Origin of the sequence: Chryseobacterium aahli, from assembly GCF_022699665.1 — a bacterium.
Taxonomy (GTDB): Bacteria; Bacteroidota; Bacteroidia; order Flavobacteriales; family Weeksellaceae; genus Chryseobacterium; species Chryseobacterium aahli.
Map to the genome: position 1 here is coordinate 188,240 of NZ_JALDNB010000009.1, position 25,387 is coordinate 213,626.

At 33.9% G+C, this 25,387-nt stretch carries 23 protein-coding genes and 1 other RNA gene; 13 read left to right on the forward strand and 11 right to left on the reverse strand.

The features are described from left to right. Positions 1 to 66 precede the first annotated feature (66 nt). Positions 67 to 2,196 (forward strand): S9 family peptidase, encoded by a 2,130-nt coding sequence (locus tag MQX03_RS15105; RefSeq protein WP_242804041.1) that lies wholly within the window; start codon positions 67 to 69, stop codon positions 2,194 to 2,196. Between the two features lie 40 nt (positions 2,197 to 2,236). Here MQX03_RS15105 and MQX03_RS15110 read toward each other — a convergent pair whose 3' ends face one another. Next, complete coding sequence (locus MQX03_RS15110) at positions 2,237 to 2,542, reverse strand: type II toxin-antitoxin system RelE/ParE family toxin (RefSeq protein ID WP_242804042.1); 306 nt, start codon at positions 2,540 to 2,542, stop codon at positions 2,237 to 2,239. Then, complete coding sequence (locus tag MQX03_RS15115) at positions 2,529 to 2,774, reverse strand: hypothetical protein (RefSeq protein ID WP_242804043.1); 246 nt, start codon at positions 2,772 to 2,774, stop codon at positions 2,529 to 2,531. Before MQX03_RS15115 ends, MQX03_RS15110 begins: the two co-directional genes overlap by 14 nt. Before the next feature lie 84 nt (positions 2,775 to 2,858). Between MQX03_RS15115 and MQX03_RS15120 the strand changes: the two genes are divergently transcribed. The 8 genes from MQX03_RS15120 to MQX03_RS15155 all read left to right on the forward strand — a co-directional run bounded on the left by MQX03_RS15120 (position 2,859) and on the right by MQX03_RS15155 (position 12,685). Further along, positions 2,859 to 4,511, forward strand: a complete 1,653-nt coding sequence (locus tag MQX03_RS15120) for a peptide MFS transporter (RefSeq protein WP_242804044.1) — start codon at positions 2,859 to 2,861, stop codon at positions 4,509 to 4,511. 134 nt (positions 4,512 to 4,645) lie between these two features. Then, the gene (locus MQX03_RS15125; protein ID WP_229983766.1) at positions 4,646 to 6,364 is read left to right on the forward strand and encodes a peptide MFS transporter; all 1,719 of its coding nucleotides are present in this window, start codon (positions 4,646 to 4,648) and stop codon (positions 6,362 to 6,364) included. Between the two features lie 137 nt (positions 6,365 to 6,501). Further along, positions 6,502 to 8,013 carry a peptide MFS transporter gene (locus MQX03_RS15130; protein WP_242804045.1) on the forward strand — a complete coding sequence of 504 codons (1,512 nt, stop codon included), beginning with the start codon at positions 6,502 to 6,504 and terminating at the stop codon, positions 8,011 to 8,013. A 31-nt stretch (positions 8,014 to 8,044) separates the two neighbouring features. After that, on the forward strand, positions 8,045 to 8,578 hold the full coding sequence (locus MQX03_RS15135; protein ID WP_242804046.1) for a thioredoxin family protein: 534 nt from the start codon (positions 8,045 to 8,047) through the stop codon (positions 8,576 to 8,578). Between the two features lie 152 nt (positions 8,579 to 8,730). Next, positions 8,731 to 10,815 carry an ATP-dependent DNA helicase RecG gene (recG, locus tag MQX03_RS15140; RefSeq protein ID WP_242804047.1) on the forward strand — a complete coding sequence of 695 codons (2,085 nt, stop codon included), beginning with the start codon at positions 8,731 to 8,733 and terminating at the stop codon, positions 10,813 to 10,815. Positions 10,816 to 11,019: 204 nt separating this feature from the next. Beyond that, positions 11,020 to 11,475, forward strand: a complete 456-nt coding sequence (locus tag MQX03_RS15145) for a hypothetical protein (RefSeq protein WP_242804049.1) — start codon at positions 11,020 to 11,022, stop codon at positions 11,473 to 11,475. Next, the gene (locus MQX03_RS15150; RefSeq protein WP_242804051.1) at positions 11,472 to 11,672 is read left to right on the forward strand and encodes a helix-turn-helix transcriptional regulator; all 201 of its coding nucleotides are present in this window, start codon (positions 11,472 to 11,474) and stop codon (positions 11,670 to 11,672) included. The genes MQX03_RS15145 and MQX03_RS15150 overlap by 4 nt, the downstream gene beginning before the upstream one ends. Before the next feature lie 122 nt (positions 11,673 to 11,794). Continuing rightward, complete coding sequence (locus tag MQX03_RS15155) at positions 11,795 to 12,685, forward strand: DUF72 domain-containing protein (protein ID WP_242804053.1); 891 nt, start codon at positions 11,795 to 11,797, stop codon at positions 12,683 to 12,685. A gap of 113 nt (positions 12,686 to 12,798) precedes the next feature. Here the strand turns inward: MQX03_RS15155 and MQX03_RS15160 are convergent, their stop codons facing one another. From MQX03_RS15160 to MQX03_RS15190, 7 genes are all read right to left on the reverse strand, one after another. Continuing rightward, positions 12,799 to 13,404, reverse strand: a complete 606-nt coding sequence (locus tag MQX03_RS15160) for a hypothetical protein (protein WP_242804055.1) — start codon at positions 13,402 to 13,404, stop codon at positions 12,799 to 12,801. Positions 13,405 to 13,442: 38 nt separating this feature from the next. Beyond that, entirely contained in the window at positions 13,443 to 14,087 is a 645-nt protein-coding gene (locus tag MQX03_RS15165; protein ID WP_242804057.1) for an HD domain-containing protein, read from the reverse strand. Positions 14,088 to 14,188: 101 nt separating this feature from the next. Beyond that, entirely contained in the window at positions 14,189 to 15,028 is an 840-nt protein-coding gene (locus MQX03_RS15170) for an alpha/beta hydrolase family protein (protein WP_242804058.1), read from the reverse strand. 90 nt (positions 15,029 to 15,118) lie between these two features. Then, on the reverse strand, positions 15,119 to 16,009 hold the full coding sequence (locus tag MQX03_RS15175; protein ID WP_242804059.1) for a ribokinase: 891 nt from the start codon (positions 16,007 to 16,009) through the stop codon (positions 15,119 to 15,121). 138 nt (positions 16,010 to 16,147) lie between these two features. Next, the gene (locus MQX03_RS15180) at positions 16,148 to 16,789 is read right to left on the reverse strand and encodes a DUF4241 domain-containing protein (protein ID WP_242804060.1); all 642 of its coding nucleotides are present in this window, start codon (positions 16,787 to 16,789) and stop codon (positions 16,148 to 16,150) included. Positions 16,790 to 16,856: 67 nt separating this feature from the next. Beyond that, positions 16,857 to 17,471, reverse strand: coding sequence for a DUF3239 domain-containing protein (locus MQX03_RS15185; protein WP_242804061.1), 615 nt, complete (start codon positions 17,469 to 17,471; stop codon positions 16,857 to 16,859). A 26-nt stretch (positions 17,472 to 17,497) separates the two neighbouring features. Then, a complete protein-coding gene (locus MQX03_RS15190; protein ID WP_242804062.1) occupies positions 17,498 to 20,113 on the reverse strand; it encodes a valine--tRNA ligase in 2,616 nt (871 codons plus the stop codon). 216 nt (positions 20,114 to 20,329) lie between these two features. Between MQX03_RS15190 and MQX03_RS15195 the strand changes: the two genes are divergently transcribed. Both MQX03_RS15195 and MQX03_RS15200 read left to right on the forward strand, forming a co-directional pair. Beyond that, a complete protein-coding gene (locus MQX03_RS15195; RefSeq protein ID WP_242804063.1) occupies positions 20,330 to 20,797 on the forward strand; it encodes a DUF1573 domain-containing protein in 468 nt (155 codons plus the stop codon). 128 nt (positions 20,798 to 20,925) lie between these two features. Continuing rightward, on the forward strand, positions 20,926 to 21,795 hold the full coding sequence (locus MQX03_RS15200; RefSeq protein ID WP_242804064.1) for a PPK2 family polyphosphate kinase: 870 nt from the start codon (positions 20,926 to 20,928) through the stop codon (positions 21,793 to 21,795). A gap of 85 nt (positions 21,796 to 21,880) precedes the next feature. On the opposite strand, the gene rnpB is transcribed toward MQX03_RS15200, so the two are convergent. Next, an RNA gene (gene rnpB, locus MQX03_RS15205) (RNase P RNA component class A) lies at positions 21,881 to 22,208 on the reverse strand. Positions 22,209 to 22,352: 144 nt separating this feature from the next. On the opposite strand from rnpB, the gene MQX03_RS15210 reads away from it, so the two are divergent. Then, positions 22,353 to 22,844 (forward strand): RNA polymerase sigma factor, encoded by a 492-nt coding sequence (locus tag MQX03_RS15210; protein WP_047442405.1) that lies wholly within the window; start codon positions 22,353 to 22,355, stop codon positions 22,842 to 22,844. Continuing rightward, the gene (locus tag MQX03_RS15215) at positions 22,837 to 23,511 is read left to right on the forward strand and encodes a beta-carotene 15,15'-monooxygenase (RefSeq protein WP_242804065.1); all 675 of its coding nucleotides are present in this window, start codon (positions 22,837 to 22,839) and stop codon (positions 23,509 to 23,511) included. The genes MQX03_RS15210 and MQX03_RS15215 overlap by 8 nt, the downstream gene beginning before the upstream one ends. 60 nt (positions 23,512 to 23,571) lie before the next feature. Here the strand turns inward: MQX03_RS15215 and rpoN are convergent, their stop codons facing one another. Further along, the gene (rpoN, locus tag MQX03_RS15220; protein ID WP_129536172.1) at positions 23,572 to 25,035 is read right to left on the reverse strand and encodes an RNA polymerase factor sigma-54; all 1,464 of its coding nucleotides are present in this window, start codon (positions 25,033 to 25,035) and stop codon (positions 23,572 to 23,574) included. Between the last annotated feature and the right edge of the window lie 352 nt (positions 25,036 to 25,387).

A 25,387-nucleotide genomic window follows, 5' to 3' on the forward strand; every position in this document is an offset into this window, starting at 1 on the left:
ATTTATAAAAAGCTTTTTACTACAATTTGATAAAATTGTTATCTTTGGATTTCTTTAAATTAAGCAATGAAAAAATTCTTACTAACCCTAACTGTTATCGCAGCATTTCATAATGCAACAGCTCAGGAAATCACTTTAGATAAAATATACTCAGGATATTACCGTGGGAAAGGCATTGCCGGAATCACATCCATGAAAAACGGTGAAAATTATCTTGTCATTGAGCAAGGCGGAATTGCAAGATATTCTTACAAAACTTCTCAGAAAGAAGGAAATTTAGTCGACGGAAATTTCGAAAGCTATGAATTTTCTGATGATGAGTCTAAAATTTTACTTTTAAAAGAAAGTCAGCCTATTTACAGACATTCTTTTTTAGGCAAATATGATATTAAAGATTTAAAAACCGGAAAAACGACAAGTTTAAATGAAGGAAAACCTGTTCAGGAGCCAAGATTTTCTCCTGATGCAACGAAAATTTCTTTCATTGTAGACAATAATTTATTCTATCAGGATTTAGATTCAGGGAAAATTACGCAAATCACGGAGCATGGCGTAAAAAATAAAGTATTGAATGGTTTGGCAGACTGGGTGTATGAAGAAGAGTTTGGTCATGCGAGATTGTATGAATGGACGAAAAATTCTGCCGATATTTTATTCGTAAAATTAGTTGAAACCGACGTTCCTGAAATTTATATTCCAATGTACGGTAAATCGCTTTACCCAAGTGAAATGCGTTACAAATATCCAAAAGCGGGAGAAAAAAACTCTGTTGCAACGGCGCATATTTATCAGTTGGCAGACGGCAAAAAGACAAAAGTCAATTTAGATCAATTCAAAAACTATTATATTCCGAACGTTATTCAAACGTCAAATGCAGATGAAATTGTTTTGATTACTTCACAAAGAACACAGAATGCATCAGATGTTTTGAAAGTCAATACAAAAACCGGAGGTGTAACAAAATTATTCACTGAAACGGATGACAAATGGATTGATACAGACAATGTAACTCTAGAATTTTTAGAAGACAACAGCTTTCTTTGGGGATCTGAAAGAGACGGAAACCGCCATCTGTATTGGTATGACAAAGACGGAAAGCTAAAAAAACAAGTTACCAAAGGAAATTGGGAGGTGACAGATTATTATGGTTACAATCCTAAATCTAAAGAAATTTTCGTTCAGACAACCGAAAAAGGAAGCATCAATAAAGTTGTTTCTAAAATTAATATTGAAAACGGAAAAGCTCAGTTGATTTCTAATGCTGAAGGAAATAACTCAGCAAATTTCAGTAAGAATTACAATTATTTTATTGAAACCTCTTCCACAGCTTCAAAACCTTACACTTTTGTTTTAAAAGATGGCACCGGAAAACAATTGAAAGAACTTCAAAACAATGATGATCAGCTTAAAAAATTACAGGCTGATAATTTTGCAGTGAAAGAATTTATCACCATTCCAAACGAAGCAGGAGATCAAATGAATGCATGGATTATTAAGCCTAAAAACTTTGATCCGAATAAGAAATACCCTTTGTTTATGTTCCAATATTCAGGGCCGGGATCACAGCAGGTCGCTAATTCTTGGGATAACGGAAACGCACTTTGGTTTGAAATGCTGGCTCAAAAAGGTTATATCATTGCGTGTGTTGACGGACGTGGAACAGGTTTTAAAGGAGCTAAATTTAAAAAAGTAACGTATAAGAATTTAGGAAAATACGAGATTGAAGATCAGATTACTGCCGCAAAATGGTTGGGAACTCAAAAATACATCGACAAAACAAGAATAGGAATTTTCGGATGGAGCTTTGGCGGTTACATGGCGAGTTTGGCAATGACTAAAGGCGCTGATGTGTTTAAAACAGGAATTGCTGTTGCACCTGTGACCAACTGGAGATACTATGATTCTGTGTATACCGAAAGATTTTTGTTGACTCCACAGGAAAATCCGGCTGGCTATGATGACAATTCACCGACGACTTATGCTAATTTATTGAAAGGTAAATTTTTGCTAATCCACGGAACAGCTGATGATAACGTACATTTCCAGAATTCTATGGAGTTTTCTGAAGCTTTAATTCAAAACAAAAAACAGTTTGAATTTATGGCGTATCCTGATAAAAACCACGGAATTTATGGTGGACAGACAAGACCTCAATTGTATCAGAAAATGACTGATTTTATTTTGGAGAATCTTTAAACTATAAAAAATCCGAATCTCAACTATGAGATTCGGATTTTTATTTTCTTTCTTTCCAATTTTCGGGATTTCTCGAAGTGTGGAAAACTGAAAATATCTTCACCATATTTTTATTTTCATCAAATTGATAGTGAATTCCAAACGGAAATCTTTTTAGATACGCTATTCTGAAATTCCCATACCTGAATTCGCAAGAAAAAGGATTTTCAGAAATATGTTTTACAGTCATCTTAAAATCTTTTAAAAATAACCAAATAAGTTTTTTATTAATTTCATTATACCAATCTGCTATTTCGCTTAAATCAAAATCAGCATTTTCGGAAATAACTATTTTAGCCTTTCTCATTTAATAATTTCTTCTCGAAATTTTCAATGAAATCGTCAAAATCTAAAAGTGATTCAGGATTATCCTCAGCATACTTTGCTCTTCTCAAAACTTCCTCTTTCTGCCAGTTTGGAATAAATGAATCCTCCTCAATGGTTATTGAGATAGGTTTCTTTTTGTAGGCAGCCCTAATACTTCTTATCAAGTCTTCACTAATTTCGTCTGCTGATGATAAATGAAATACTGTATTCATGTTTGCTTTATTTTACTCAAAGTTAATAAAATTCAATTATTATATTAAATATTTTATATTTGTGAAATTGTAAAAATCTCATACATGAAAACCAAACATCCTAAAGGCCTTCCCTATCTATTTTTCACAGAAATGTGGGAGCGTTTCGGCTATTACCTTATCCTCGGAATTTTTGTACTGTACATGATCGACAGCGAAAAAGGCGGATTAGCATTTGATGATAAAAACGCCGATGATATTTTCGGAACTTTTATCGCCTTAACATATCTAACTCCTTTCTTGGGTGGATTTTTAGCCGACAGAGTTTTAGGTTATATCAAAGCCATTTACATCGGAGGTTTTCTGATGGGATTGGGTTATCTCGGAGTTGGTTTCTTTAAAGAACTTCCTCTTTTTTACGCTTCGTTAGCTTTAATTATCATCGGAAATGGTTTTTTCAAGCCAAGTATTTCTACTCTTTTAGGGAATTTGTATAACGAAGAACCTTACAAAGCCAATAAAGATGCTGGTTACAATATTTTCTACATGGGAATCAACATTGGAGCTTTTGTCTGTAATATTATTGCGGCATTCATGCGTAATAAATACGGATGGGGACCTGCTTTCATGACTGCTGGAGTCGGAATGTTTGTTGGACTTTTGGTTTTCACCATCGGAAGACGACATATTCTTCAGGCAAATATTTTAAAACCTGCACAAGAAGGTGACACAAAAATCTCTGATGTTTTGGTAAAAGTATTTTTACCCGCAATTATTTTCGGACTGATTGGATGGTTTATTCCAAATAATGTTTTCGGAAGCGATAGTACAGATGCCTTTATTTTTGCGTGTGTTCCTGTTATTTATTTCTACGTAATGCTTTATGTAAAAGCCAATGCGGAGGATAAAAAACCAATCGGCGCACTGTTGGCAATTTTCGCAGTGAGCCTAATGTTCTGGGCGGTATTTAAACAAAACGGAACAGCATTAACACGTTGGGCAAATTATTATACCGACAGAACAGTTCCTGCGCCCTTAGAAAAGCCTTTGGAAGCTATTTACTTAGTTGATAAAAAAGATTTTCAGGATAAGGAAGTTTCTGTTTATGACGATCAGTATCAGGTAAAAAAAGATGACGAAGGAAAACCTATAAAAGAACAAGGTAAAGATGTTTACTTCAGAAATATTTCTCAATCTGATCGCACAAAGCTTGAAGCAAATCCTACAGAGAAAGTAAATCTTTATAATACAGAATTATTCCAGTCCATCAATCCAGGTTGGGTAATTTTACTCACACCGGTCGTTGTAGCATTTTTTATGATGCTTCGAAGAAAAGGAAAAGAACCAAGTACACCATCAAAAATCGTTTTAGGGTTATTCATTTCAGCATTATCATGTCTGGTAATGGTTGGAGCGGTTTATGCCGGACAAAACGGTTTGTTAAAAGTATCTGCTTTATGGCTGGTTGCAGCGTATGGAGTCATTACCGTTGGTGAATTATGTTTGTCTCCGATGGGATTATCATTAGTTTCAAAGCTTTCTCCACCAAGATTAACTGCATTAATGATGGGTGGATTTTTCCTATCAACATCAATCGGAAATAAACTTTCAGGAGTTTTAGCAAGCTTCTGGTATGATTACGATAACAAAGCCAATTTCTTTATCGTGAATTTTGGTTTGCTACTTTTAGCAACGCTTTTAGGATTATCTATTTTAAAAAGATTAAATAAAATAATGAAAGAAAAAGGAGTTAATTAATTCTTCTGTCATTCAATATAACCAAAGCTGTAGATTCTTCTGCAGCTTTTTTGTTTAAAATAAAATTAAAACCTTGTCAAAAACCCAAAAAAAACTATATTTGTGGGTCTTAACAAAAAATTAACAATTAATATATGGATACAGCAGTTCAGTCGAAGACTAAACACCCTAAAGGTTTATGGGTTCTATTCGGAACAGAGATGTGGGAGCGTTTCAACTTTTACGGAATGAGAGCATTGCTTACTTTATTTATGGTAAACTCTCTCCTAATTAAAGAAGCAGATGCAGCAATTATTTACGGTGGTTTCTTGGCTTTATGTTATTTAACTCCGCTTTTGGGAGGTTTCATAGCAGATAAGTACATTGGAAACAGAAATGCAATTTTGGTAGGTGGTAGTTTAATGGCTCTTGGGCAGTTGCTACTATTCTTCAGTGCTTCAACGTTTTCGTCTGATCTCGTAAGTGCAAAAACATTGATGTGGTTAGCTTTATTCATTATCATTTTCGGAAATGGTTTCTTTAAACCGAATATTTCTTCAATGGTAGGAAGCCTTTATCCAAAACAGGAAAAATCTAAATTAGATTCTGCTTTTACTATTTTCTACATGGGAATTAATATTGGTGCATTCTTAGGCCAGTTTATTTGTCCATATTTAGGAGATGTTAAAGATTCTGAAGGAGTTAGAGATATTTTCGCATTCAAATGGGGATTCTTAGCGGCTTCAATCGCAATGCTTATAGGTACTGTAACATTCTTTATTCTTAAAAATAAATATGTTGTAACACCTGAAGGAAGACCAATCGGTGGATTACCAAAGAATAATACAACTGATGATTTTGAAGAAGGAGAAACTCAGACAGCAGTATTTTCTGGTAAAAACATGGGAATTGCAGCAGTATTATTCGTTGCGCTTTTCTTTGTATTCAGATATATCTTAGTTGGAGAATTCGGATTCAGCTCTGTAGGAATGGGGCAATTGATTAAAGGTATCATTTATCCATTTATTTACGCAGCGGGAATTTCATTAGCATTTTTAATTATGAGCTCTGCTGAGAACAAAGTAGAAAGACAGAGAATCTGGGTAATTTATATCGTTTCATTCTTTATTATTTTCTTCTGGGCAGCTTTTGAGCAAGCAGGTTCTTCTTTAACATTTATTGCAGATAATCAAACCGACAGAGATATTTTTGGTTGGAATATGCCGCCATCAATGGTTCAGATTTTCAACGGTTTATTTGTTGTAGCTTTAGCTTTACCTTTCAGTTTACTTTGGGATAAATTAAGAGCCAAAGGAAAAGAGCCAGTTTCTCCAATGAAACAAGCAATGGGTCTTGCTTTAATTGCTTTAAGTTATTTTATCATTGCTTACAACGTAAAAGACTTAGGAAATACAGGTTTATTAGCAATCAAATGGCTAATGTTATTATACTTAATCCAAACAATGGGTGAGCTTTGTTTATCTCCTATTGGATTATCGTTAGTTGGTAAATTAGCTCCTAAAAGATTTGCTTCTTTGTTATATGGAGTCTTCTTCATCTCAAATGCAGCTGGTTATGCTTTAGCAGGCTCATTAGGGGCAATTATTCCTGCAACAGGAGATAAATTTGTGAAAGCTGAAAAGTTAGGAGTAAACCTTCAGGACGTTTTAGATAAAAAAGTAACCCTTACTCCAGAGCAGGTTGCATTATTTGAAAAAGAACAATTACCTATTGCAAATACTACATTTGCAGGAGTAGAAATTCATAATTTATTTGAATTCTTTATGGTCTTTGTGGTCTTGTGTGGAATTGCAGCTGTAATTCTTGCCATTTTATCACCAAAATTAAAGAAGATGATGAATGGCGTAAGCTAAAAATCATTTAAAAAAATAATATTCAAACCTCTGATTTTTTCAGAGGTTTTTTTTTACATTAGTAAATTCTAATTTGATAATAATTTCAAAATATTACTTATTAAATTTATTATTACTTCAAACACCATAATTTATCAATGAATCTAACTTTAGACGAAATCCAAAACTTCAAAGGAAAATACCCAAAACAAATCTGGTCACTCTTTTTTTCTGAAATGTGGGAGCGTTTCTGCTTCTACGGGATGCGAGGAATGTTGGTTTTCTTTATGATTTCACAACTCAATTTTCACGAAAAAGAAGCTAATCTTCAATATGGAGCAACTCAGGCTTTCGTTTATGCTTTTACCTTTGTAGGCGGACTTTTTGCCGATAAAATTTTAGGTTTCAGGAAATCGCTTTTTTGGGGTGGGCTTTTAATGATTGTTGGAAGTTTAATCTTAGCCACAGATCCGCATAAATTTTTCTTTCTAGGAATCGCTTTTACAGTTGTAGGAACAGGTTTTTTTAAGCCAAACATTTCTTCCATGGTAGGCCAGCTTTATAAACCCAATGATTCTAGAGCTGACGCAGGATTTTCGCTTTTCTACGCCGGAATTAATCTTGGGGCATTACTTGGGGGTTACTTATGTATTGCTATCGGTAAAGGCGAACTTTTTGGAAGTATCATCTCAGAAAGTATGAGATGGAATGTTGCTTTTGGTTTGGCTGCAATAGTAATGGTGATTAGTTTGATTAATTTTGTATTTACTCAAAGAAGTTTAGGGACTATTGGACTTCAACCCGGACATCCAGAGAATGAAGTTAAATCTGCACCGATGCCGAAGTACAAAGAGTATGGAGTGTACTTTTTATCATTAATTTTCATTCCGATTATCATGAAGATGGTTTCTGTTCCGGAATACACAGACTATTTCATGTGGACTGTTGGTCCATTGACGCTAATTTATTTATTTTATGAAATGTCTAAAGTAACACCGGCCGAGCGTAAAAAACTTTGGGCAGCTTTAGTTTTCATTTTATTTTCAATCCTGTTTTGGGGGATTTATGAGCAAAGTGGCGGTTCACTAAGTATTTTTGCCGCAAAAAATTTAAATAAAGACCTTTTAGGATTAGACCCTAATGGAGTGAACAATTCCGGAGGCGCATTCTTCATTATTTTCTTAGCACCACTTCTTGGATTATTGTGGATTTGGATGAGCAAAAGAAAAATAGAACCCAATACAATCATTAAGTTCGGTTTAGGATTTATTTTTCTCGGATTAGGGTATTATGTACTTTTCGCAACCAGATTGTTCGCAGATTTACAAGGAATTACTTCATTAAATTTCTTCACAATAGCTTTATTGGTGATCACATTGGGTGAACTTTGTCTCTCACCGATTGGGCTATCAATTATGACCAAGCTTTCCACAAAAAACCTACAGGGAATGATGATGGGAATGTGGTTTCTTGCTTCAGCTTACGGCCAATACGTTGCAGGAATTATCGGGGCAGGACTAGCAACAGCCAAAGAGGGCTCCACCAACTACGATGCATTGATTACATACACAGAAGGTTATAAACAATTGGCTTTGTATGCAGTAATTGCCGGAGTGGTACTGATTTTGATATCACCATTAGTCAAAAAGCTCATGCAGGAGGTTAAATAGAATCTCTGTAACTTGTACAAAACATCAAATCATGAAAAAAATATTCACCATACTCCTCCTTTTTTTTATCAGTTTAAATTTTGCACAGGTAAAATGGATGACCATTGAAGAAGCATTAAATGCTCAAAAAACTCAACCTAAAAAAATTCTGATTGACTTCTACGCAGACTGGTGTGGGCCGTGCAAAATCATGGATAAAAAAACGTATGGACATACAGTGATTGCAGAATTTTTAAATCAAAATTATTATCCGGTAAAGTTTAATGCAGAAGATGAAAGAACCATAGAAATATTTGGAAGAAGCTTTTCTAATGAGAATAAAGCACATAAAAAAGGAAGAAATTCCCTTCATGAATTTACACAGTTTATGAATGTAGGAGCCGTTCCGAGTACAGTATTTTTAGATGAAAACGGAGCTCCGATTACCATTTTGCAAGGAGAACTTTCTGCAAAAGAATTAGAACCTTATCTTTCATTAATTTCAAACGACCTATACAAAAAAATAAAAAACCGTGAAGAATGGGAAGATTATCAGAAAAAATTTAAATCAAATATAAAAGATTAGAAAGTTCGTGGCGAATTGTTTTTGACATTTAATCTTAAAAAAATTGCTCAATCTATAAAATCTGTGAGAGCAATAAAACAAAGTCTAAGCTTTCAAATCTGAAAGCTTTTTTTATTTCTAAATTTTCCCGAAATTCGTGCCTTTCATAAACCTTGACTTTAGAAACTTCCATAGAATTTGTAAAAGGAATTGGTCCTGAACGAGCCAAACTCATTAAAAATGTGTTGGCCATTTCTACTGTGGAAGACCTTCTGCACTTCTATCCTATTCGTTACATCGATAAAAATAAATTGTACAAAATAGGAAATCTGCAGGAAAGCAATGTTGAAATTCAATTAAAAGGAAAAATTTCCAACGTTCAGGAAATTCATAATGGAAAAATAAAAAGACTGACCGCCAAATTCAATGATGATACTGGAAGTATGGATTTGGTGTGGTTTCAGTATTCAAAATGGCTGAAAGAGAAGCTTCCGGTGAATCGTGAGGTTTTTATATTTGGAAAAATTAATGCATTCAACAATCAGTTCTCGATGCCACATCCTGAAATTGAACTGGATGAGAACAAAGAAAAAGACAACAGATTAAGACCCATTTATCCAAGCTCTGAGAAACTTACAAAAAGAGGTCTGAATCAGAAATTTTTTCAGGTGATTTTAAGAAATATCTGCAAAGAAATTCCAAACCTAATTCAGGAAAATCTACCGGACTATCTTATCAAATCGATGAAATTCTTATCGAGACAGCAAACTTATCTGAACATTCATTTCCCGGAAAACTTAGATTGCTTTGAGAAGGCTAATTTCAGATTAAAATTTGAAGAATCTTTCTTTTTTCAATTGGGTTTTGGTTTAAAAAAAGCACATCACAAAACAAAATCATACGGGAATCCATTTCCCATTGTTGGCGATTATTTTACAGGTTTTTATGAAAATCATCTTCCTTTTGAACTCACCAATGCACAAAAAAGAGTTTTAAAGGAAATCAGGTTGGATATGAAAAAGCCCATCCAGATGAATCGACTTTTGCAGGGTGATGTAGGCTCAGGAAAAACGATGGTGGCTTTATTAACCATGCTGATTGCATTGGATAACGGATTTCAAAGCTGTTTGATGGCTCCGACCGAAATTCTCGCTCAGCAGCATTACAACGGCATAAAAGATTTACTGAAAGACACAGAAATCAAAGTGAATATTCTCACAGGTTCTGTAAAAGCTTCTGCCCGAAAAATCATTCATGAAGAATTGGAAAACGGTGAACTTTCAATTTTGATAGGAACTCATGCGGTTTTGGAAGATAAAGTTAAATTTAAAAATCTTGGTCTTGCCATCATCGACGAACAGCACCGATTTGGTGTGGCACAAAGAGCAAAACTTTGGGCAAAAAATAAAATCCCGCCTCATATTCTTGTAATGACTGCAACGCCAATCCCAAGGACTTTGGCGATGAGCTTTTATTCTGATCTGGATGTTTCTGTAATTGACGAAATGCCTGTCGGAAGAAAACCAATTATTACAGCTCACAGAAGAGAAAAAGACCGAGCTTATGTTTACAATTTCTGTCATGAAGAAATTAGCAAGGGCAGACAAATCTATTTCGTTTATCCATTAATCGAAGAATCTGAAACGTTGGATTATAAAAATCTAATGGAAGGTTTAGAGCATGTAATGGAAAATTTTTCCAATTACAACGTCACCATGCTTCATGGAAAAAAGAAACCTGACGAAAAAGATGAAGCCATGAATTATTTTGCATCGGGAAATTCTCAGATTATGGTTGCTACGACGGTAATTGAAGTCGGGGTCAACGTTCCGAATGCTTCTGTGATGGTCATAGAAAGTGCTGAGAGATTTGGTCTTTCTCAGCTTCATCAGCTTCGTGGGCGTGTCGGAAGAGGAGCAGAACAGAGCTATTGTATTTTGATGACTTCAGATAAATTATCAACGGAAAGCCGGACAAGAATCAAAACCATGACGGAAACCAATGACGGTTTCAAAATTTCTGAAGTTGACATGCAGTTGCGTGGTCCCGGTGATATTTTGGGAACTCAGCAAAGCGGTGTCGTTGATTTTAAAAAACTGGATTTGGTAAATGATGCTGCCATCATTAAAAACACCAAAAATATGGTTGAAAAAATTCTGGAAGCCGACCCTCTATTGACAAGAACCGAGCATCAGATTATTAAAAGCTACTATCTTCAATACTACAAAGGAAAAAATAAGTGGAGTAAGATTTCATAATTAAGATCCTCATTTGTATTTTATCATACATTCTCATTCGAATAAAAATTTCATAAAAACGTCTGCCAAGCTGTTAAATACTAATATTTTTCAATGACACAAAACAACATCCAAAATCGAATAAAAAACATTTTAAAAATAATGTAAAATAAACTTTACATATTGTAAAATATTTTTTACATTTAAATAATTAAAAATAACAACATGAATACATTACAACTTTTCCCAAACCATTTCAAAAGAATAGGCTGGATCATTTTCATTCCATCATTAATTTTAGGAATATTATCATTGACTGATATTCTTACTTTGCCTGAAGTTTCTGCAATTGTATTTTACAATTCAGGATTTCCCCTGAGTAGTGAAGAAAACGGATTATTTAAAAACGCAGAAATCGCAATTTTCCCAAATCTGTTTGGAATTTTAATTATAATCGGGGGAATTCTGGTAGGCTGTTCAAAAGAAAAAATAGAAGATGAGTACATTTCAAGTTTAAGACTAAAGTCTGTATTTTGGAGTTTAATTGTTACCTATTCTATCATTTTGCTTTTATTTCTAACCATTTTTGGAAGCCTTTTTTTCACAGCAATGATTTTAATTATGTTTTTACCTTTGGTTCTGTATGTTTTCAGATTTAACTATTTATTATTGAAAAAATGAAAAACACGATTAAAATAGAAAGAGCAGTAAAGAATATCACACAGGAAGATTTAGCAAAAAAAATTGGCGTGTCAAGACAAACCATCAATGCCATGGAAGCAGGAAAATATGTTCCCTCAACGGTTTTAGCTTTGAAGATTGCTAAATATTTTGACAAAAAAGTGGAGGATGTTTTTGAGCTGGAGGTTGGGGATTAGCTGATCATTCATAAGAAGAAATGAACTGCTAATATTAAAATAAACTGTAGAAATATCTACAGTTTTTATTTTATATTTGTTTTAAACTAAAACTTCCCACTAATTCCTAAAACCTAAGCCCAATGAAATTCGGACAAGTAGAAGACCCATCAAAGATAGATTTTACATTACCAAAAGACCATTCAAGAACCAAAGAAATTTTGAAGCAAAATAAAAAAGGGCTTGAAAACATCTCCATTGGCTGTGCAAAATGGAATAAAACTGACTTGAAAGGTTTCTATCCAAAAGGAACAAAAGACGAGCTGACTTATTACGCCACACAGTTCAATTCAATCGAACTGAATGCAACATTCTACGGAATGCCGACCTCCGAACAGGTTTTGACATGGAAAGAAAAAACTCCGGCAGATTTTAAATTTTTCCCGAAAATCACCAATACGGTTTCACATTTCAGAAGGCTTTTGAATATCGATGATGTCGTGACACAATTTGCGACGGCAGTTTTAAATTTTGATGAAAAATTGGGAATGGTTTTTCTGCAACTTCATGATAACTTTAAACCGAAAGATTACGAGAGACTTGAGCAATTCGTGGATAAATGGCCAAAAGAAGTTCCTTTAGCCATCGAACTTCGAAATACGGAATGGTTTACTGATGAAGAAATTTTCGATAAAACCTGCCAGCTTTTTGAAGATAATAACATTACAAATATTATTGTAGATACTGCAGGAAGAAGAGATATGCTTCACATGCGACTGACGACTCCGAATGCGTTTATCAGATATGTTGGTGCAAATGCCGAAAGCGATTACGAAAGATTAGATGATTGGTTGAAACATTTAACAAAATGGAAAAAAGAAGGTTTGCAGAATTTATATTTTTTTGTACACCAAAATCTTGAAAAAGCCTCACCTTTGCTTTCTTCTTATTTTATTGAAAATATGAATAAAGAATGGAAAACTGAGATTATTATACCAAAAATGGGACAAGAAAATATGCCTAGTTTGTTTTGATCTTAATTCTAAAATACTTTGACTTTAATAAAGATAGCACTCCTACGGAGTGCTTTACTTTTGTGGATTAACCATACCACACAGAGACTGTTCCTTTGGAGTAATTATAAACATTATTTTATTTGCTTTGACTTGGTTCTCACCATCAAAGAAATATTCAGAAAAATCAGAAGAAAGCAAAGTGTCACCCAAATTCCTAATTGCATATTTTCAAAATTATAATTTTCGACGTGCTTTTTTGCCTGTTCGGAAAGCTTTTCACTTTGAATAATGTAGTTTTGAACTTCAACAATCTGATCCATATTTTTATTGGGAACAGCGTGCTGCGAAAAGTAAACCATATTTTTCTTTCCAAGATAACCGACAATCCAATATTGATCTGATTTAATTAATTTGAGATGCTCAATTCTGTAATATTCAGGGCGAACTTTTCCGATATGTTTTGTCTCAAAAGTCCCGCTTTTATCCAGATTATTTACCGTAATTACATAAAAATCCAACGGCTGTGGAAGTTTATTGATTACCTGCAGAGAAACAGAATTGTTCACAATCCCAATCGAACTTTTTTTGATAAACCAATACGTAAACAGCGAAATAGAAAAAACCAAAGTAAAAATCCGAAAGATTTTCGCCCATTTGGCAAACTCTCCGGACTTCACTTTATACAAGAAAAGTGAAAGAATCAGTGAAAAAAAGATGATTGAAATAATGAATCCCATGCTGCAAAGATAATCATTAGAGATGTTTTGAGGGAATCTTAATCAACATTCCACTCTTTATAAAACTGGTCGAGAAAACTAAGCATAAATTGATGTCTTTCTTCGGCTATTTTTTTACCTTCTTCAGTATTCATCAAATCTTTTAACAGCAACAGTTTTTCATAAAAATGATTAATGGTCGTACCGTCTGATTTTTTGTATTCATCTTTTGACATATTCAATTTTGGCTCAATATCCGGATGATACATCAGGTTATTTTTAAAACCTCCGAAATTGAATGTTCTCGCAACACCAATAGCTCCGATGGCATCAATACGATCTGCATCTTGTACAATTTTAAGTTCAATGGGTAAATCTTTTGGAACTTCTTCTCTATTTTTAAAAGAAATATTCTGAATGATAAACAAAACCTGCTGAATAATCTCCTCCTCTACATTTTGGCTTTCAAGAAACTCTCTTGATATTTTTAAGGCTAAAGTTTCGTCACCGTTATGAAATTTCGGATCTGCAATATCATGTAATAACGCAGAAAGTTCAACAACATTTTGGTTACAATTTTCAGTTTGTGCAATCTTTTTTGAAAGTTTCCAGACTCTTTCAATGTGAAACCAATCGTGCCCTGCTTCTGCGCCTTCTAGTTTTTCTTTTACGAATTGTACTGTGCTTTGGATGATGTTGTTCATTTTTATTTTTTGATTTAATCTTGCTTATTTAACCACCCCGTCAAAAATTCTTTGAATTTTCGCCACCCCTCCAGAGGAGGGGAATTTTTTGCTACGTTTTATTATTGAATTTCGGTTAAAATAATTTTCCAAAGATTTTTATTATAACTTCTGAAAAAATTGATGTGTCCTATTTCACCTTTTTCAGATTCTGAAGTTTTAATCAGTCTGTACGTTGGCTTCAGATTCGGATATGTATCATTTAATAATGATTTCACCCCTTTTTCCGTTAACCATGCGTCATCTTCAGCCTGAATGACGAAAACTTTTTGATTTAAATCTTTTGAAAAATCATCCGTTTTAAGCAATAATTTATTGGTGGATTTCTTGTTCAAAATTAAGATTCTCCAGTCATAAGCGCAATTTTTTGGCAGACTTTCTCCAAGTCCGAACCAATGTGCTGGAAAATAACCGAATAGTTCAGTGAATACAGGCTGTGCAATTCCGAATCCTAAAACAGCTTCAATTTTCGTCCGCCATTTTAGATTCCCGACGAATGCATTTTGAGTTCCAACAAAGAAAAATTCGTCAAATATTTCAGAGTCTTTGTTCATCCCGAGAATCAAAGCACCAACCGAATGTCCTAGACAAAATTTCTTGTAATCCGGAAAGTTATTTAGAATAAATTGCGTCAATGTTTTGTAATCTTTACTTCCCCAAATTCTCATGGATGCATTAAAGTTTCTCATCTTTTGAGGCTTTGAAAGACCAATTCCTCTGTAATCGTAAGTGATAACGGTAAAACCTTTTGAAGCAAAAAACTGTGCAAATGAGAAATAAATCTGCTGCTTCACACCGGTCGCCGAGTTAATCAATAAAAGTTGATGATTGCTTTTTTCAGGTTTAAAAAGATGGGCGGCAAGTTGAATTCCGTCATCAGTTTGGAGAAGCAGTTTTTCCATAGGATTACAATAAAATATCCACTGTCAAAAGTGGATATTTTTATGCTGAAATTTAATTGATTTTCGAAATTTCGATATGCGGTAAATAATTTACTTCAATATTTCTGAAAGCTTTGGAAGTGCTGTCTGGGCACCTCTCCCCAATGAAACTTTTGAAGAAACCTCATTTCCGAATTTCACGCATTCTTCAATTGAATTTCCATGACATAGTGCGATGGAAAAACCCGATGTAAATGCATCGCCCATTCCCATTTTGTAGACCATGTTTTCGTCTTCGTTTCTGAAATATTTCATTTCTGTACCATCAAAATATATGGTTGAATTGGTTTCGTCACGAATGAAAACTTTATTAAAATACTTTTTGAGGACTTTCTCTTTTTGATCTTCACCGAAAATGATTTCAAGCTCGTTGCTTTTAGCTACAATAAAATCAACATTTTCAATTACTTCATTGCTTAAAGGTCTTCCGGGAGAGGCATATAAACCTATCAATTTGCCATAGCTTTTCGCTTTTTTAATGGTAAACTCTACAACATCCATCGGAATTTCCAATTGCAAAAGAACCATGTCTGAGGCGTAGATATATTTATCGGCTTCTTCTACATTCTGAGTTGTCAGATATTTATTTGCTGCCGGAACGACTACAATCGCAGCATCTCCATCAGAGCTTGTAACGTAAGCTGTGCCTGTAGAGTCTTTGTCTGTTTCTGTTACAAAACCAACATTCACGTTTTCACCGACAAGATTTCTCATGATTTGCTGTCCGAGCGGGTCAAGGCCCACACAACCAATGAAATAAACACTAGCACCCAATCTCGCAGTTCCAACTGCCTGATTTGCGCCTTTTCCGCCAAAATAATTATCGCAATGACTTGCCATCACCGTTTCATTGGATGATGGTATTTTTTCGGTATATAGAACCAAATCTAGTGAGCAACTTCCAACCACAATGATTTTGGGTTGTGTTGAAGAAAAATTCATATTTTGTAATTTTAGCTTACAGTAAATTTAAACAACTTACTGTTACAAAAAATAAAAATTTTAAATCTTGATTAAATTAAATCAAATTTAACTTTTAGTCGTATGAATTAATTTATTCGAATCGAGCTTTAAAGCCTTTTAATTTACCAAAATTTCAATAAATTCAGTTACGATTTTAACAGACGTATTTTCTTTATCATAACCTACATAACTTGCGTAAAAGCCTTCACCATAACCAGTTTCGAAACCAAAAATTGTTCCCGGAAGGTCTTCTGAGGGTTTTAGAAATGCATACTGATCTATTGCTCCTTTTTCGTCAAAAAAATGCTCATGGAAAAACTCTTCGTAAATTCCCATAAAATCATCTCCTTTTCTATGATATAATTTTTGTTCTAAATCATTAAGACTTTTCTGCGTTTCTACATCCATAAAGCAGCCCATTCCGCTTTCTACGGGATAACCAAAAACTTCACCTTCGGCTAAATCTTTGATGTTCTGACTTTCGGTTGTCGCTAATTTCCAAGATGTTATTTCGGAATCGCTGAAGACAATTTCAGCATAAGCCACGCAATTGCTTTCTCTTTCTTTATGAAGTAAAACAGCAAAGTCACCTTTAGGAAAAACATTGGTGAAAGCCTGCATATCATTTGTAATCAAAGGATCGCATGCAACCAGTTTTCCGGTTGCAAGGTATATTTTTCCCACATCAAAACTTTCGAGCAACGGACTTTCTACGAAGTTTTTTGAGAATAATTTTTGTATGTTTTCTAGGTGTTGCATTTTAATTTTTTAGGTTAAGGGTGAGGTAAAGATTAAGATTTATATCAGTCTAATTCTTGACCTTTAATTACCAATTGCTTTCGTCAGAATAAATTTTAAATAAACCTTCTCTGTATGGTTTATTTATTTGTTGAATTCTATGTTGTAGAATTTCCCAACTTTCATCTGAATAAGATTGCAAAACATCTTTGAGTTCTATCTCATTATTATTTACATATTCTACCGGAACCGGAAAAAAATCATCCCAATGAGTAGTAGTATTATCGGAGCCTTGATATAAGGCAACAGTACTTATTCTATCATTTAATTTTCCTTTCCCTTTGTAAGATATAATTTTCACAACAGGATACTTTCCTCCGAATCCTATGGAAAGATCTGTGGTAACTGCAATGAGTTTTGGTTTATCTGAAATAATAATTCCGCCGTTTGAATCTCCGTGTGCAAAATGTTCTTTTTTTCTTCTCCAATAAAAAATATTTATTGCTAAAAAAATAAGAAAAGCAAATCCACCCCAAATTAATGAGACATCAAGAGCAAATGCAATCGAAGCCAATAGAGCAATTAATAATAAAATAGGTGTATGAAAATGTTTCATCAAAACCAAAGGCATAACTTTTACTCTACCTGGATTTGAAGCAACAGTATTGCTATTTAATGTAAAAATTTCTCTATCGTCTTCCATATTATAAAAGTTTGTTTAAAAGACTTTTATAAACTTTTCAGCTTTTCTTCTAAAATCGCAATCTTATCCTGCGCATCTTTTTGTTTTTTGCGTTCAACTTCTACCACTTCTGGTTTTGCGTTGGCAACAAATTTTTCGTTAGAAAGCTTTTTATCAACAGAGATTAAAAATCCTTTCAGATATTTTACTTCTTCTTCTGTCTTCTTTTTTTCTTCTTCTAAATCTAATTTTTCGCTTAACGGAATCGAAATTTCAGTAGATCCTACCAAGAAAGTAAAGCTTGGTTTATCCGTTTTTTCACCAAAGTGAATTTCAGAAATGCTTGCTAATTTTTTAACAACCGCTTCGTTTTCAAAATTCAAAGCATTTGTGTAAACTTCAACAGCTTCTCTTGGTGAAATTCCTTTTGTCTGACGGTAATTTCTTACTCCTGAAATGATTTCTTCTGCAGTTTCAAAGTTTTTAATGATATCTTCATTAAATTCTTCTGCTTTCTTTTGCTGAGCGATGACCAAAGCTTCTTCTGGTTTTCTTTCTGAAATCAACTGCCACAATTCTTCTGACAAGAATGGCATAAACGGATGCAGAAGTTTCATTAATTCTTCGAAGAAAACAATCGTCTGATCGTACACTTCTTTCGAAATTCCTTCTCCGTAATTTGGTTTAATCGCTTCAAGATACCATCCACAGAAATCGTCTTTCACCAATTTTTGAATCAAATGCAAGGCATCAGAAATTCTGAATTTATCAAATTGATCATTGATTTCAGAAATCGATTTATTCAACTGATTTTCAAACCATTCAATCGCCTGAATATCTGACGCAATGAGTGGCTTATCTTCTTTATTCCAGTTTTGAGTCAGACGGAAAGCATTCCAGATCTTTGTCATGAAATTTCTTCCCTGAACCATCAAATCTTCATCAAACAGCAAGTCGTTTCCTGCAGCCGAACTCAATAAACTTCCAACACGTACCCCATCTGCACCATACTGAGAAATTAAATCTAAAGGATCAGGTGAATTCCCCAATTGCTTAGACATCTTTCTTCTCTGTTTATCTCTTACAATCCCTGTAAAATAAACATTTTTAAAAGGAACTTCACCTTTAAATTCTAACCCGGCCATAATCATTCTGGCAACCCAGAAAAAGATAATATCTGGACCGGTTACCAAGTCTGAAGTCGGATAATAATAATTGATGTCTTTGTTATCAGAATCAAGCAAACCATCGAAAACCGACATTGGCCACAACCATGACGAGAACCAAGTATCAAGAGCGTCTTCGTCTTGTTTTAGGTTAGCAATTGTTAGTTGATCGTTGCTTGTTTTTTGTTTTGCTAATATTAAGGCATCTTCAATGTTTTCTGCAACTACAAAATCATTTTCTCCATCACCATAGTAGAACGCAGGAATCTGCTGTCCCCACCAAAGCTGACGGGAAATATTCCAGTCACGGATGTTGTCCATCCAGTGTTTGTAGGTATTTTTAAACTTTTCAGGATAGAATTTCACTTCATCATCCATCACAACATCTAATGCCGGTTTTGCGATATCAGACATTTTCAAGAACCACTGAACAGAAACTTTAGGTTCAATAACTGCACCTGTTCTTTCAGAAGTTCCTACTTTATTGACGTAATCTTCGGCTTTTAGTAAAAGATCATTTTCTTCTAATTCTTTTGCTATTTGCTTTCTTACATCAAATCTGTTTTTTCCGGCATAATGTAAACCGTGGTCATTCAAATTTCCGTCATCGTCCAAAGAATCAATCATTGGAAGATTGTGCTTTTGTCCGATTTCGTAATCGTTAATATCGTGAGCAGGAGTAATTTTCAAAGCTCCCGTTCCGAATTCAATATCAACATATTCGTCTTCAATAATCGGAATAATTCTGTTGACAATCGGCACAATAACGTTTTTACCTTTCAGATGAGCGTATCTCTCGTCATTTGGATTGATACAAACAGCAGTATCACCGAAAATAGTTTCAGGACGCGTAGTAGCAACAGAAAGAAATTCTTCTGTACCTTCAATTTTATATTTAAGGAAATATAATTTCCCGTTTTGTTCTTTAAAGATTACTTCTTCGTCAGAAATATTGGTTTTTGCTTCAGGATCCCAGTTCACCATTCTGTATCCTCTGTAGATAAGACCTTTGTTGTATAAATCAACAAAACTCTTAATTACCTGCTGAGACATTTTATCTTCCAAAGTAAAGCGGGTTCTGTCCCAATCACAAGAGCAACCTAGTTTTTTCAGCTGTTCAAGAATAGTTCCTCCGTATTTATCTGTCCAGTCCCAAGCGTGTTTCAAAAATTCTTCACGGGTGATATCAGATTTATTGATTCCTTCAGACTTCAGTTTAGCAACAACTTTCGCTTCGGTAGCAATTGAAGCGTGGTCTGTTCCTGGAACCCAACAGGCATTGAAGCCCTGCATTCTTGCACGACGTACCAAAACATCTTGAATGGTGTTATTCAACATATGCCCCATGTGAAGAATTCCTGTGACGTTTGGCGGCGGAATTACGACCGTATACGGCGGCTTCTCGTTAGGTTCTGAGTGGAAATATTTGTTTTCCAGCCAGTAGTTGTACCATTTCTGTTCTGCTTCCTGTGGATTATACTTTTCTGAAATCTGCATAAATTCTGGTTTCTTTATCTTATAATCTGCAAAAATAGTTTAAAGTAAAAAAATGTAAGCATTAATTAAAATAATTTTTAACTTTGTTTCTCAAAATTTATCTAACAAACATATTAACATTCAGGAATATGAAATCGCCAAGGTCGACTTGTGAAACAAGCACTAGTCAAAATAGGCGATAACATAAGACCTTAAAAATTTAATAAATATCTACTTATGAAAACATTATTTGCAGGAATTGCATTATTCGGAACCATTGCTTTAGCATCTGCACAAACAATTACATTCGACAAAACGACTTACGAATATGGTGCAATTAAACCAAATTCTGATGGTACAAGATTTTTTAATGTAACTAACACAGGTGATAAGCCTTTGATTATTTCAAACGTAAAACCATCTTGTGGATGTACGACTCCTGAATTTAGCCAAGACCCAATTTTACCAGGAAAATCTGCTAAAATCAAAGTAGGATATGCTACAGCTAATGCAGGTCCTTTCAACAAAATGATTGAAGTATTTTCTAATGACCCTGTAAACAGCAGAAGTATCATCTACATCAAAGGTGATGTAAACGCAAACGCTCCTGAACCTAAAGTTTTGACACCTGCTGAACAAAAGGCGGCTGCAAAAGCTGAAAAGAAAGCTGCTAAAACTGCTAAGAAAGTAGCTGCAAGAAACTAATATTATTTTAAAATATTATTGAACCGTCTCACATGAGGCGGTTTTTTTGTTATATTTATATAAGGTTAAATTATTAAATAATATCTTCAATATTTGAATTCTAAAACTTTCACTTAAATTATTACAATATGGCAGACAATTTTTCAGATGATTTTATAATAAGGGACGAATTTTCAATAAAAAAAACTGATACAGAATATAAAGGGAAACTTACTAAAGAGGAAGGTGTTCAGATCTTAATCCAAGAAAAAGAAAAACTTCGTGAGCTGCAGGAAAAACTGTATGCCGATGGAAGTAAATGTCTTTTGGTTGTGCTCCAGGCAATGGATGCTGCAGGAAAAGACAGCTTGATTGAGCATGTTTTTGGCGGAGTAAATCCTCAAGGTTGTAATGTGATGAGTTTTAAAACACCGAGCTCAAAAGAATATGCTCATGACTTTTTGTGGAGACATTATTTAGCTTTACCTCAAAAAGGAATGATTGGAATTTTCAACCGTTCTCATTATGAAAGTGTTTTGGTTTGTAAAGTACATCCTGAATATAATTTAAGCGAAAAAACCTGGGATTCTGTAAAGGATTTTGACAAAGAATTCTGGAATAATCGTTACGAAAGTATTAGAAATTTTGAAAAACATTTGGCTCAAAACGGAACTACTATTATTAAAATTTTCCTTCATGTTTCGAAAGATGAACAAAAGAAAAGATTATTAGATAGAATCAACGAACAGGAAAAAAACTGGAAATTCTCTGCGGCAGATTTACCCGAAAGAGCTTTGTTTGATGAATACATGAACTGCTACGAAACTGCAATTAACGAAACCTCAAAAGATGAAGCGCCTTGGTATGTGATTCCGGCTGACAATAAATGGTTTGCCAGATTATCTGCAATACAAATCATTATTGATACTTTAGAAAAAATGGATTTGAAATATCCTACACTTTCAAAAGAAGATAAGGCTGGTTTGGATGAGGCTAAAAAGCAGTTGGAAAGTGAGTAACCAATTGAATAAAATGCCATGAATGCATTAATAAGAATTGATATTTCTAAAAATATTATAGTGCATTTGTGGCATTCTAATAAAAACCACGAGAAAATCTATAAGCCGGATTTTGTACCCCGAAAAATCGGGATGCCTGTTATTTATCTACGCTTTACATTGCTGCAAAACTTGAGCTGATTACCCCTCGGCTTTCAGGACGAGCCGCCCCTATTTTCATTGCTGAAAAGAACCGATATACTTATCATTGCACCACAAAGAGTTTACCTGGTTTCACTACAGCCGAACTGTACCTGCTTTCTGTTGCACTTGTCCTATCCTCACGGATGACGGATGTTATCCGCTTTGCTGCTCTATGGTGTCCGGACTTTCCTATCCTTACCGAAGTAAGAATCAACAAGCCGACTTTCTCGTGGGTGCAAAGATAATTAAATCTAACAATGTATCGTTGTAACAATTTACCAATTAAAGAAATTCCAAATAATTTTTATAGTTACACTTTTAGATTATTAAATTGTTACATTATATTATTATCTTCGTGGCAATTATATATCGTTTTGATTTCTAAAGAGAAAGAATTTGCCCAGCTTATAAAAGATAATCAAGGTTTGATTATAAAAGTGTCGCGGCTATATACCAATTCTCTCGAAGATGAGGAAGATCTTTTTCAGGAAATTGTACTGCAATTGTGGAGAAGCTACGATTCATTTAAAGGAAACTCAAAAATATCTACATGGATGTATCGTGTGGCTCTTAATACCGCGATTACACTTTTCAGAAAGAAAAGCAAAAGCCTACCAACCAACGAACTAGATATCAATCACAGAGATTTTATTGAAGATGATGACGATAAGCAACAGCAAATATCGTTATTGTACACTGTGATTAAAACACTTCCAAACGTAGAAAGAGCAATTGTGATGATGTATTTGGATGATCTTCCGTATAAAGACATTGCAGAAAACCTTGGGATTACCGAAGTGAATGCGCGTGTGAAGATGAATAGATTAAAGAAAGTCCTTAAAGAAAAAATGGAAAAAAATGCCTGAATTTGATTTAGATAGCTTTAAGAAAACCTGGCAAGAACAACCTGTTCAGCCAAAATATGACAACGATGAAATTCTTCAGATGTTGAATAAAAAATCACGCAATTACGTGAAATACATATTATGGATTAGCATCATCGAGTTTTTATTATTTACTGCTTTCGGATTATTTTATATTATACAAAACAAAGAATCAAATACTTTTCTTGCCTCTTTACAAAAATTAGGTGTTGAAAAAAATGAGCAACTGCAAGATATTTTTGATAATATTTATTTAATTATAAAAGTCCTGACATTATTTGTCACTGGTTATTTTGTTGTGAAGTTTTATGAGAATTACCGTAAAATAAAAATTGAAGAAGATTTAAAAGAATTTATTTCCCGAATCATCAGATTCAAAAAAACGGTTAATGCATTTATTTTAATCAATATCCTAATTGTTGTTGTTTTTACCTCTGCTCTCACCATTTTCGGGATGTATGCTATTCATAATCAAAATACTGCTCTTGCCGATTCGTCAATGGTTGCTTTTACGGTAAGTTTTATTATCAGCACAGTTCTTTGTGTTCTGCTAATTTGGGTATACTACAGACTTGTTTATGGAATTCTTATTAAAAGGCTTGATAAAAATCTGAATCAATTAAAAGAAATAGATTCTCAGGAAGATTAAATATTTCTAAAAAATATCAACATAAAAAAAGCATTTCAAATTCTGAAATGCTTTTTTGTTTTATAATTCTTTCCTCAATCTTGCGACCGGAATGTTTAACTGTTCTCGATACTTTGCAATCGTTCGTCGTGCAATATTATAACCTTGCTCTTTCAATATCACAACCAAAGCGTCGTCCGTAAGCGGTTTTCTCTTATTTTCTTTGCTAATGACTTCCTGCAGGTGCATTTTGATTTCTTTAGTAGAAACTTCCTCACCATCGTCATTTGTTAAGCTGTCAGAAAATAAATCTTTTAAATAAAGAATTCCGTTTGGCGTATCTGCATATTTACTTTTTACAACTCTTGAAATCGTGGAAATATCAAACCCTGTAATATCTGCAATATCCTTAAGAATCATTGGTCTCAGAGATTTTTCATCACCAGTAATAAAATAATTATACTGGAATTTTACAATCGCATTAATTGTTTGCAGCAATGTATTCTGACGCTGGTTAATCGCATCTATATACCACTTTGCAGCATCTAGCTTTTGTTTAATGAATAATGCAGCTTGCTTATGTTCAGATGATTTTTTATCATGAGAGTAAGTCGTTAAAATATCTTTATACTCTTCAGAAACCCTTAACGTCGGCGCATTTTTACTATTTAACATCGGAATTACTACTCCTTCTTTCACAGATATTACAAAATCCGGAATAATCTCCTGATTGATAGTGATCGTTTGTGTATCAAAATTTCCACCAACTTTTGGAGATAATTTAGAGATTTCTTCTAAAGCATCCTTCAAATCTTCCTCTTCAATATCATATTTCTGAATGATTTTATTATAATGCTTATTCGTCAAAGCATCAAACTGAAATCTCAAAATATTGGCAGCCAAAGAAATTGCTTTATCCGAACTCACTTTTTTCTCAATCTGTAACAAAAGACACTCTTGCAAACCTCTCGCACCAACCCCAGAAGGATCTAACTTTTGAATATAATTTTCTAAAATATCTTCAACCTTATCAACAGACGTATATATCCCTTGAGAAAAAGCCAAATCATCTACAATAGACTTTACTTCACGTCTCAAATAACCATCAGTATCTAAGTTCCCAATAATATACTCTGCAATTTTCAAATCATCTTGGTTGATATTAATCAAGTTGATTTGCTCCATTAAATAGTCATATAAAGATTGTCCTTCAGTCAAAAGACTTTCATTATCAAAATCTTCATCATCCGCAGAATAATTGCTGGAAGCAGTTTTGTAATTAGGTTCGTCATCATAGATGTAATCATTCACATCAAAATCTGTTTCAATGCTTTCCGTACCTTCAGTTTCGTAAGACTCATCCAAAGAAGAATACTCCTCTTCTTTAGACTCTTCCTTTACCACTTCTAATGCAGGATTTTCTTCTAATTCCCTTTCCAATTCTTCTTCAAACTCTAAGGTATGAAGCTGAATAAGCTTCATCAGTTGGATTTGCTGAGGAGCAAGTTTCTGTCCTAATTTAAGTTGTAAATGTTGTTTTAGCATATCTACTGTGATTTAACATAACGTATTCTACGAATTTAGTAAATATTTTTTGATAAAAATAACTTTTAGCACGATTTTTGTAGTACTTACTTCATATAAATATTATTCCTAAATATCTCATGCATTTTGCATGAGATATTTTTTTTCAAATCTATCGTTATTGGTATATTTATAAAGAATAGGATAATATGATTTATTAGGACGTTATTCACCTATTGACTATTGGGAGCTTGATCCAGCTCTGCACTATATCTTTTTTGTGCCCGTGCTTTTACCGGATAACAAAAAAGGATGCCGTTGCGATCTGGGCTAGGGGTGACTACATTCTTTGATTATCTGTCAAAAAAACAAT